This window comes from Novosphingobium organovorum (assembly GCF_022832435.1).
In the GTDB taxonomy this organism is placed as follows: Bacteria; Pseudomonadota; Alphaproteobacteria; order Sphingomonadales; family Sphingomonadaceae; genus Novosphingobium; species Novosphingobium organovorum.
Genome location: NZ_JALHLF010000020.1, coordinates 41,212 through 50,773, shown reverse-complemented (window position 1 = coordinate 50,773; position 9,562 = coordinate 41,212). Strand labels below are relative to the sequence as shown.

Genomic DNA, 9,562 nt, shown 5'->3' with positions numbered 1-9,562 from the left:
GGTTGGCCGGTGCTGCGCTTCGACCGGCGCGGCGTGGGGGACAGCGACGGGGAGAACCGTAGCTTTCGCGCCAGCGCGCCCGACATCGCGGCCGCACTCGCCGCGCTGCGCGCCGCCTGCCCGCAGGTGACCCGCGTGGTCGGGCTGGGTAATTGCGATGGGGCCGCCGCGCTGATGTTGACGCACGGGTACGGGCTCGATGCCCTTGTCCTGTCCAACCCCTGGACGATCGAGGATGACGAGAGCGAAACGGTCCCCTCCGCCGCGACCCGCGCGCACTACGCCCGGCGCCTTGCCGATCCGGCCGCGCTCAGACGGCTGCTGAGCGGACGGGTGGCCTTGCGCCCGCTCTTGGCAAGCCTGCTGTCAACGCTGCGTCGGGCGGAGGCCGGGAACGCCCTGACCGGCGCGCTGAAGGATGGGTTGGCGGGCTTCTGTGGCCCGGTGCGCCTGCTGATCGCCGGGCGCGACCGCACCGGGCAGACCTTTCTCGCGCGCTGGGATCGCAACGATCCGCGCATCCGGCTCTGCCCGGACGCGACGCACAGCTATGTCGAGCCCGAGGCCCGACAGTGGCTGTTCGATCAGGTAACCGCGGCGCTCACGGACCTGTCCTGAGCGCCGCGCGGTCGCTCGGCCTTAACCCTGCACGGTTTCGGTCACCCCTGCAAAGGCCTTGGCGGCAAGATAGCGCTCCGCGTCGAGCGCGGCCTGGCAGCCCATGCCCGCTGCGGTGATCGCCTGGCGGTAGGTGTGGTCGCAGACATCGCCCGCCGCGAACACGCCGGGAATGTCAGTCTTGGGCGTGCCCGGCGTGACCAGCAGATAGCCGGTTTCGTCCATTGCCAGCTTGCCCTTGAACAGCTCGGTCGCGGGTGCGTGGCCAATGGCGACGAAGGCGCCCTCGGTCTCGAACTCGCTGCTCTCGCCGGTGACCGTGTCGGTCAGCGCGAGCGCGCGCAGTTCGCCGTTGTCGCCCGCCAGGAATTCATCGACCTTCTTGTTCCACACCACCGAAAGCTTGGGGTTGGCGGCCATGCGATCCTGCAGGATCTTTTCCGCGCGCAGCGAATCACGGCGGTGGATCAGCGTCACGTCGTCCGAATGGTTGGTGAGGTAGAGCGCTTCCTCGACCGCGGTGTTGCCGCCGCCGATGACCACCACCTTCTTGCCGCGATAGAAGAACCCGTCGCAGGTCGCGCAGGCCGAAACGCCCTTGCCCGACAGCGCCTGTTCGCCCGGAACGCCCAGCCACTTGGCCTGCGCTCCGGTGCAGATCACCAGCGTATCGCCTTCGTAGATGTCGCCGCCATCGCCCTTGGCGATGAAGGTGTCGCCCGAAAGATCGACCTCGGTGATCGTGTCCCACATCATGCGCGTGCCCACGTGCTCGGCCTGGGCCTGCATTTCCTGCATCAGCCAAGGCCCCTGGATCACCTCACGAAAGCCGGGATAGTTTTCGACGTCGGTGGTGATGGTGAGCTGGCCGCCGGGCTGAAGGCCCTGCACGACGATCGGCTCGAGCCCGGCGCGCGCGCCATAGATCGCCGCCGAAAGACCCGCCGGGCCCGATCCGATAATGAGCATGCGGGTCTTGTGGGTGGTGGGCATCGACTGTCTCCGGGAATTGAAAAGGCGCATTTGCGAAGCTGAGCGCGCGAGATAGGGTGTTTGGCCCCGGTTTGCCAAGCGGGTTGGTGCGATGGAATTCATTGTCCCCGGCAAATCCCACGTATCCGCCGCAAGGTTGGACGCGCAACAGCGTATCGTGCCTTTGGCCTATGCCGGTTGACGGCGGCGCTGGCGCGGATAATCGGTAAGAGCATGGACAAGCAGCTCGGCCCCACTTCCAACCGCTTCGTATCGCAGCGCCTGCGGCTCAACTACGTCGACTGGGGCAACCCCGAGGCGCCGCCGCTGATCCTTCAGCACGGCGGGCGCGACCATTGCCGTAGCTGGGATTGGGTGGCCGACGAACTGCGCGGCGACTGGCACGTGATCTGTCCTGACCTGCGCGGCCACGGCGACAGCGACTGGTCGCCCGAAGGCCATTACGGGATGGACGCCTATCTGTTCGACTTTGCCCAGTTGATCCATACGCTTGGCTATCCCAAGGTGTCTATCATCGGCCATTCGCTGGGCGGTGCCATCGCCACGCGTTACGCCGGACTGTTCCCCGAGCGCGTGGAAAAGCTGGTCAACATCGAGGGGCTCGGCCGCAGCCCGGCCGACCCGCACGGCCGGGAGGGGCAAGACCTCGCCCAGCGCATGCATGGCTGGATCACCGACAAGCGCAAGGCCGCCGCGCGCACGCCGCGCAAGTACACCACCCGCCGCGCCGCGTTCGAACGGATGAAAGCGGCCAACCCCTTCCTCAGCGACGAACAGGCCCGCCACCTCACGACCCACGGCGCCAGCCGCAACGAGGACGGTTCCTGGAGCTGGAAATTCGACACCTACCTCAACGTCGCCCCCGCAAACGACGTGACCACGCCCGAGCTGATCGCGCTGTGGCGCGCGATCACCTGCGATGTGCTGATGATCTGGGGAGAGAAGAGCTTTGCAAGCGATCCACTGACCGACGGACGCCTCACCCATTTTGCCAAGGCCAAGCTGAAACTATATGAAAATGCAGGACATTGGGTACATCACGATCAGCTCGAGCGGTTCCTCGCCGACGTGAAGGGCTTTCTCGCCTGAAGCGCCGATGGCCGGGCCGCCCGCGCGCGGCTTCAATCGGGGCGAGGCTGGTGGATTGCGTTTAAGATGGAAGCCCCCATCCGCAGAGGTATCAAATGCCGCAATCCAACCGCGAGAACATTTTTCAGGCAGGTGGAACCACCTGATGGCTCACAAAATGTGCAAATACAAAAGCTTATAACGGATTTCGTTCAAACGCCATCCGATCGACCTAGCCCGTTTCGTGCTTTTAACGCATGGGCGGCATCGTCCGGTGATGGAACCGGGCTGGAAACCGCCCGAGCGGCCGTATCATCGGCCGAGGCCGTGCGGCCAAACGGCAAGGCAAAGGCGCCGAGCGCCAGGCACAACCCGAAGATCACCGCCGGGATCACTGCGGCGTTCGCACGCGACCGACGCTCGTGAACCAAGCCCCGGCACGCCAAAGGTCGCTCATCGACAGTACGGATAGACGTGCGCTGCATGTCCGTTCAACGCGGGTAGACCGTCTCGCGTTCCCGCGAGCCGGAACAAACGAGCGTCATTTACCAGAGCAGCGGCCCCAAGCCAGCGGCTGGCGCACGAAACCATCCCGGCGGTCCAGACCACCGGGATGGCTCTTGGAAGTGGTCGTTCAGACCAGCAGGAAGTAGCCGAGCACGACCCAGCACGCGACGCTGAGCCCGACGGCCGCGATCAGACCGCGTGCGTCGTGTTCGGTAGTGGAATTTTCCAGACGCTGCATGGCATAGACCTCATGAAGCCCCGTTTCGATCATCATGCCCTTGGTATCTGCGACCTGCATTTGACATCCCCAAATAGGGAGCGGTGGACGTCTTGCGCGTCACCGCTCAATTCACTCCATTGCGTTGGGTGCACCTCTTGATGTCACCGAACGGCCTTTCGATGCGTTGATCTATAACAAGATTGCGCCAAATTTTCCATATCAAAGGTGTGAATTTCATTTAATGCCACAACATTAGATTTTTTCGTAATTATAGATCGAATCATGGGAATTAACGGTCCCGAAAGTGTAATATTCCCGGATTGCGCATCGGGCCGTTTTGCAGTGCAAAAAGGTGCATTTAGACTGCAAAAGCAACCCTCGCGGCCCCTTGAGGCAGACCGGTTTCACGATCGACGCGGCATGGCAGCATTTGACGCGCGATTCCTGCCGCAGAGCAACAAAACCAGCCACTTCGCGCCAATCGCGGCGGTCGGGTACACCCACCCTGGCCATTCCAAAGGCTGCGGACGCGCGAAAACGCCTCCGTGATTCGCCGGATCACTCGAACCGTCGCGCACGCCTTTCGCCCTGCCGCAGGAATGCCATGTCAGTGGGCTACCGGCCCGCGACCCGTCAACACCGCGCGCCTCGACCGTCGATGCATCGCTCACCGGATGGATCGGAAACGGCGGCGAAAGGGCGCACCGGCCCCATGGCACCGCTCTCGGGGACTGGGGGGCAGCCGGCGCAGGCGCGCAACGACGCCTCATGCCAAGAGCAACGCCCCCTTAAGCATCAGCTCCATGGCATCAGGCCCTCAGTATCAGGCGCCAGTGTCAGGCCCAGGGCGTCAGACACGAGGGCTGTCACCCGCCGGATCGCCCGGCGACGAGACATTTCCTCCCGCGCCGCACGTGGCGCACTTATACCAACCTGCAGTGATCCTTCCGGCGGTTCCTGGTGGCCCTCGAACGGCGTCGCGTCCTCGTGACGATGAACCGCATCGCCTCGTCGGACGCTTCTGGTCGAGAACCANGGCGGTTCCTGGTGGCCCTCGAACGGCGTCGCGTCCTCGTGACGATGAACCGCATCGCCTCGTCGGACGCTTCTGGTCGAGAACCACCAGGAACCGCCCTCATAGGTCAGGATTACTGCAGGTTGGTATTACGCGAAGTGGCGCGCGTGCCAGGCGATATGCTCACCAAGGAATGTCGAAATGAAGTAGTACGAGTGGTCGTACCCCTCCTGCATGCGGATCGTGGCGCTCTGGCCCGCGGCCTCGCATGCCTCGACCAGCAGCCCGGTCTTGAGCTGATCTTCAAGGAAACCATCGGCGCTGCCCTGATCGACCAGAAGGGCGGGCACACGGGCACCGTCGGCGATCAGCGCACAGGCATCGTATTCACGCCAGGCCGCCCGATCCGCCCCGAGATAGCCCCCCAGCGCCTTTTCGCCCCAGGGGCAAGCGAGCGGCGAGACGATCGGCGCAAACGCGCTGACCGAGCGAAACCGCTGGGGATTGCGCAAGCCGATGGTGAGCGCGCCGTGCCCCCCCATCGAATGGCCGGTGATGCCCTGACGGGTCATGTCGGCGGGAAAGGCCTCGGCCACCAGCGCGGGCAGTTCGCGTTCGATGTAGGCGCGCATGCGGAAGTTGGCCTTCCAGGGCTCCTTCGTCGCATCGACGTAGAAGCCAGCGCCCTTGCCGAAATCGTAGCCTTCATCATCAGGCACCGGCTCGCCGCGCGGGCTGGTGTCCGGCGCCACGAAGATGATCCCATGCTCGGCGCAAGCCGCGCGAAATTCGCCCTTTTCGGTGACGTTGGCGTGGGTGCAGGTGAGCCCCGAGAGGTACCACAGAACCGGCAACCGGGCGCCAGGCTCGTGATCGGGCACGAAGACCGCAAAGGTCATCGTCGTGCCCGTCTCGGCCGAGGCATGGGCGTAGACGCCCTGCGTGCCGCCATGGCTGCGGTTGGTCGATACCGTCTCGAGGCTCATCACGCGTTCCTCAGGCCGCGGCCACGTGCCACAGGCACAGCTTGTTGTTGTCCGGATCGCGCAAGTACGCGCCATAGCTGCCGGGGAACGCCGCACGCGGACCGGGCTCACCATCGCACGAGCCACCCGCCGCGATGCCCGCCTTGTACGCCGCATCGACCACCTCGGGGCTCGCCGCCTTGAGGCCGATCGTGCCGCCATTGGCAAAGGTTGCGGGCTCGCCGTTCGACGGAGTGCCGACGATGAAGTTGGCGGTGCCGTCCGAGTAGACGAACGCCGCGCCGTCCTTGATCGCGAAGCCTTCCTTGAGCCCATAGGCCCCGAACACGGCGTCGTAGAACACCTTGGCGGCGGCCGGATCGTTGGTGCCCACGAAGATATGGCTGAACATCGTAACGGAACTCCTCAGTAAACCACGACCGAACGGATCGATTCGCCCGCGTGCATGAGATCGAACGCCTTGTTGATGTCTTCAAGCCCCATGACGTGGGTAATCATCGGATCGATCTGGATTTTTCCGTCCATGTACCAATCGACGATCTTGGGCACGTCGGTCCGGCCCTTGGCGCCGCCGAACGCGGTGCCCTTCCACACGCGGCCGGTCACCAGCTGAAACGGGCGGGTAGCGATTTCCTTGCCCGCCTCGGCCACGCCGATGATGATGCTCTCACCCCAGCCGCGGTGGCAGCATTCGAGCGCGGTGCGCATCACTTCGGTGTTGCCGGTGCAGTCGAAGGTGTAGTCCGCGCCGCCGTCGGTCATCTGGAGGATCTTGGCGATCACGTCCTCGCGCTTCATCCCCTTGGTGTTGAGGAAGTCGGTCATGCCGAACTTGCGGCCCCATTCCTCGCGATCGGGGTTGATGTCGACACCGATGATCTTGTTGGCCCCGGCGAGCTTCGCCCCCTGGATCACGTTGAGGCCGATACCGCCCAGGCCGAAGATCGCGACATTGTCACCCACCTGGACCTTGGCGGTGTTGACCACCGCGCCAACGCCGGTGGTCACGCCGCAGCCAATGTAGCACGAGGACTGGAACGGCGCGTCCTTGCGGATCTTGGCGAGCGCGATCTCGGGCAGCACGGTGAAGTTCGAGAAGGTCGAGCAACCCATGTAGTGGAAGATCGTCTGCCCCTTGTAGGAAAAGCGGCTGGTGCCGTCGGGCATGAGCCCCTGCCCCTGGGTCGAGCGGATCGAGGTGCACAGGTTCGACTTGCCCGAGGTGCAGGTTTTGCACTGGCGGCATTCCGGCGTGTAGAGCGGGATGACATGGTCATCGACCGCGACCGAGGTCACGCCCGGCCCGACCTCGCGCACGATCCCTGCGCCTTCGTGGCCCAGGATCGAGGGGAACAGACCTTCGGAATCGAGCCCGTCGAGCGTGTAGGCGTCGGTGTGGCAGATGCCGGTCGCCATGATCTCGACCAGGACCTCGCCCGCCTTGGGGCCCTCGAGGTCGACTTCCACGATCTCCAGCGGCTTCTTGGCTTCAAAGGCGACGGCGGCGCGGGTTTTCATGAACGGGTCTCCTGTAGCGTACCGTGATGCGTTGGCGGGCCTTCTAACGCGTTGCCGGATTGGCGTGAATGGGGTTGTTACGCAAAGCATTATAACTCTACAGGGATAATCATGAGCGGAACCTGGGATGGAATCGAGGAATTCGTAAGCGTCGCGCGCGCGGGCAGCTTCACCGGCGCGGCGCGCACTTTCGGCGCGTCGGTCACGCACATGAGCCGCTCGGTCGGGCGGCTCGAGGCGCGACTGGGCAACCTGCTGTTTCACCGCACCACCCGCTCGCTCAGCCTGACCGAAGCGGGCCGCCACTTTCTCGACACCGCCGCGCGCCTCATCACCGAGCGCGACGACGCCATTGCCGCGATGAGCGCGAGCGCGGCCCCGCGCGGACACTTGCGCATTACCTGCTCCTACACGCTGGGCGAACGCTTCATCGGCCCGATCCTGCGCGCCTATGCGCTCGAATTCCCGGACATTTCGGTCAGCTGCGATCTCGACAACGACGTGGTCGACCTCATTCGCGACGGCTATGACCTTGCCATCCGCACCGGACATCTGGAGGATTCGCGCCTGGTCGCAACGCGGGTCGCCTCGCGCGCGATGGTGACCGTCGCCGCGCCCGCCTACCTCGCCGCGCACGGCACGCCGCAGCGCCTGTCCGACCTCAAGGCGCACGCCTGTCTGCTCGGCTCCAACACGCTGTGGCAATTCGCGCGCGGGGCCACCTTCCGGCCCGAAGGGCGCTGGAAGGCCAACAGCGGGATCATGGTCCTGGAGGCGGCGCTCGAAGGCATGGGACTGTGCCAGTTGCCGCGCTTCTACGCCGCTCCGCACCTCACCACCGGGGCGCTCGTCGAAGTGCTGAGCGCGGAAGGGCCCGAGGACGAACCGATTTGGGCGGTCTATCCCCGCCCCAAACACCTCGCCCCCAAGGTCAGCACGCTGGTCGAAAAGCTGCGCGCCGAATTGCAGGCTCGGCTCAACGGGACCTAGCCGGCGCCACGAAATTTAAGCTTCCGGTTTCGCCCCATGGCAGACGAAGAAGGAAGGGATTGAAGCAGGGGGCCATTGCCCCCTGCACCCCGAAAACTGGAGGCGGTGCGCTTCACCTAAACGTTGCGCTCGGGTTCGTCGGGAGACATTCTAGAGCCTGCGGCGCCAATCGTGCCGGACGGATGGGTCATGCCCAAACATCGACATTTCGAGGGTCCGGGGGATCATCCCCCGGGAAATCTTCCCTTTTCTTTCACGCTCCCGCGCAGCCGCTCTCCACCCCATTTCGCCGACTTAGCGCAGTGAAGCGCGAAGACGGTTGACGAACACGGGTTCACATTCCCGTGTTCGCTCGCCGTTTTCCCTGTGTCACACCCCGATCAGCTCGCGCCCGATCAGCATGCGGCGGATCTCGTTGGTTCCGGCCCCGATGTCGAGCAGCTTGGCGTCGCGCAAGTAGCGCTCGACCGGCCAGTCGGTGGTATAACCCGCTCCGCCCAGCGCCTGAACCGCTTCGCCCGCCACGCGAAAGGCACTTTCGCTGGCGTAGAGGATCGCACCGGCCGCATCGAAACGGGTCGTCTGCCCGGCGTCGCAGGCGCGCGCCACCGCATAAACGTAGGCGCGCGCCGATTGCAACGCGACGTACATGTCCGCGACCTTGGCCTGCATCAACTGGAAGGTGCCGATCGGCGCGCCGAACTGCCGGCGCTCGCGGACATAGGGGATGACCGTGTCGAGGCAGGCCTGCATAATCCCGATCTGAAGCCCGGCCAGCACAACCCGTTCGTAGTCGAGCCCGCTCATCAGCACGTTCACGCCGCCACCGACCGGCCCCATCACGTTCGCGTCGGGCACGAAGCAATCTGTAAAGACCAGTTCGCAGGTGGGCGAGCCGCGCATGCCCATCTTGTCGATCTTCTGGCCGATCGTGAAACCGGGCATGCCTTTCTCGATCAGAAAAGCGGTGATCCCCTTCGATCCCGCCTCGGGATCGGTGCTGGCGTAGACCACGAGAGTATCGGCGTATGTGCCGTTGGTAATCCAGAATTTGGTACCGGAGAGGCGCCACCCCCCCGGCTCCGCGCGCGCGCGCAACTTCATGCTCACCACGTCCGAGCCCGCCGCCACCTCGGACATGGCGAGGCTGCCGACATGATCGCCCGCGATCAGCGGGGGCAGGTATTTCGTCTTCTGCGCATCGTTGCCCCAGCGGCGGATCTGGTTGACGCACAAGTTCGAATGCGCGCCGTAGGACAGGCCAACCGAGGCGGAGGCGCGGCTCACCTCCTCGAGCGCGATGACGTGTTCGAGATAGCCCAGGCCACTACCGCCCCAGGTCTCCTCCACCGTTATGCCATGCAGGCCCAGCGCGCCCATCTGCGGCCACAGTTCGCGCGCGAACCAGTCCTCCCGGTCGATCCGCGCGGCGAGCGGGGCAATGCGCTCATCGGCAAAACGGGCGACAGTCTCGCGGATCATCTGCGCGCTGTCGCCCAGCGCGAAGTCGAATTCGGGGGTGGCTTTCATCGGACATCCTCTTTCCCGGCGACCCTTTGCGGGCCTGCGCGTTCCATGCCTCCTGCATCCTCCACCCGGCGCGCCGGGTCAAGCAACAAGACGTCTGAAGAAAGCCATCTTAATATC

General features: G+C 64.7%; 9 protein-coding genes. 3 read left to right on the top strand and 6 right to left on the bottom strand.

Annotated elements, in window-relative coordinates:
- Positions 1-618 (top strand): alpha/beta fold hydrolase (locus tag MTR62_RS07785; protein WP_244018678.1); only part of this gene is annotated, 618 nt, incomplete at its 5' end.
- Positions 619-639: 21 nt separating this feature from the next.
- Here the strand turns inward: MTR62_RS07785 and trxB are convergent.
- On the bottom strand, positions 640-1,611 hold the full coding sequence (gene trxB, locus MTR62_RS07780; RefSeq protein WP_244018676.1) for a thioredoxin-disulfide reductase: 972 nt from the start codon (positions 1,609-1,611) through the stop codon (positions 640-642).
- Between the two features lie 213 nt (positions 1,612-1,824).
- Between trxB and MTR62_RS07775 the strand changes: the two genes are divergently transcribed.
- Positions 1,825-2,700, top strand: coding sequence for an alpha/beta fold hydrolase (locus MTR62_RS07775; RefSeq protein ID WP_244018674.1), 876 nt, complete (start codon positions 1,825-1,827; stop codon positions 2,698-2,700).
- Positions 2,701-3,313: 613 nt separating this feature from the next.
- On the opposite strand, the gene MTR62_RS07770 is transcribed toward MTR62_RS07775, so the two are convergent.
- The 4 genes from MTR62_RS07770 to MTR62_RS07755 form a co-directional block, all read right to left on the bottom strand.
- Positions 3,314-3,484, bottom strand: a complete 171-nt coding sequence (locus MTR62_RS07770) for a hypothetical protein (RefSeq protein WP_244018672.1) — start codon at positions 3,482-3,484, stop codon at positions 3,314-3,316.
- A 1,086-nt stretch (positions 3,485-4,570) separates the two neighbouring features.
- Positions 4,571-5,407 carry an S-formylglutathione hydrolase gene (fghA, locus tag MTR62_RS07765; protein WP_244018670.1) on the bottom strand — a complete coding sequence of 279 codons (837 nt, stop codon included), beginning with the start codon at positions 5,405-5,407 and terminating at the stop codon, positions 4,571-4,573.
- Positions 5,408-5,417: 10 nt separating this feature from the next.
- Entirely contained in the window at positions 5,418-5,798 is a 381-nt protein-coding gene (locus MTR62_RS07760) for a VOC family protein (RefSeq protein WP_244018668.1), read from the bottom strand.
- Between the two features lie 14 nt (positions 5,799-5,812).
- The gene (locus MTR62_RS07755) at positions 5,813-6,925 is read right to left on the bottom strand and encodes an S-(hydroxymethyl)glutathione dehydrogenase/class III alcohol dehydrogenase (protein ID WP_244018666.1); all 1,113 of its coding nucleotides are present in this window, start codon (positions 6,923-6,925) and stop codon (positions 5,813-5,815) included.
- A 111-nt stretch (positions 6,926-7,036) separates the two neighbouring features.
- On the opposite strand from MTR62_RS07755, the gene MTR62_RS07750 reads away from it, so the two are divergent.
- Positions 7,037-7,915 carry a LysR family transcriptional regulator gene (locus tag MTR62_RS07750; protein ID WP_244018664.1) on the top strand — a complete coding sequence of 293 codons (879 nt, stop codon included), beginning with the start codon at positions 7,037-7,039 and terminating at the stop codon, positions 7,913-7,915.
- 369 nt (positions 7,916-8,284) lie between these two features.
- Here the strand turns inward: MTR62_RS07750 and MTR62_RS07745 are convergent, their stop codons facing one another.
- On the bottom strand, positions 8,285-9,445 hold the full coding sequence (locus MTR62_RS07745) for an isovaleryl-CoA dehydrogenase (RefSeq protein ID WP_244018662.1): 1,161 nt from the start codon (positions 9,443-9,445) through the stop codon (positions 8,285-8,287).
- Positions 9,446-9,562 lie beyond the last annotated feature (117 nt).

Excerpts from the sequence above, each read along its gene's own strand:
- MTR62_RS07745 (WP_244018662.1), bottom strand. The coding sequence starts at position 9,445 with ATGAAAGCCACCCCCGAATTCGACTTCGCGCTGGGCGACAGCGCGCAG.
- MTR62_RS07775 (WP_244018674.1), top strand. The coding sequence starts at position 1,825 with ATGGACAAGCAGCTCGGCCCCACTTCCAACCGCTTCGTATCGCAGCGC.
- MTR62_RS07770 (WP_244018672.1), bottom strand. The coding sequence starts at position 3,484 with ATGCAGGTCGCAGATACCAAGGGCATGATGATCGAAACGGGGCTTCAT.
- MTR62_RS07760 (WP_244018668.1), bottom strand. The coding sequence starts at position 5,798 with ATGTTCAGCCATATCTTCGTGGGCACCAACGATCCGGCCGCCGCCAAG.
- MTR62_RS07750 (WP_244018664.1), top strand. The coding sequence starts at position 7,037 with ATGAGCGGAACCTGGGATGGAATCGAGGAATTCGTAAGCGTCGCGCGC.
- fghA (WP_244018670.1), bottom strand. The coding sequence starts at position 5,407 with ATGAGCCTCGAGACGGTATCGACCAACCGCAGCCATGGCGGCACGCAG.
- MTR62_RS07755 (WP_244018666.1), bottom strand. The coding sequence starts at position 6,925 with ATGAAAACCCGCGCCGCCGTCGCCTTTGAAGCCAAGAAGCCGCTGGAG.
- trxB (WP_244018676.1), bottom strand. The coding sequence starts at position 1,611 with ATGCCCACCACCCACAAGACCCGCATGCTCATTATCGGATCGGGCCCG.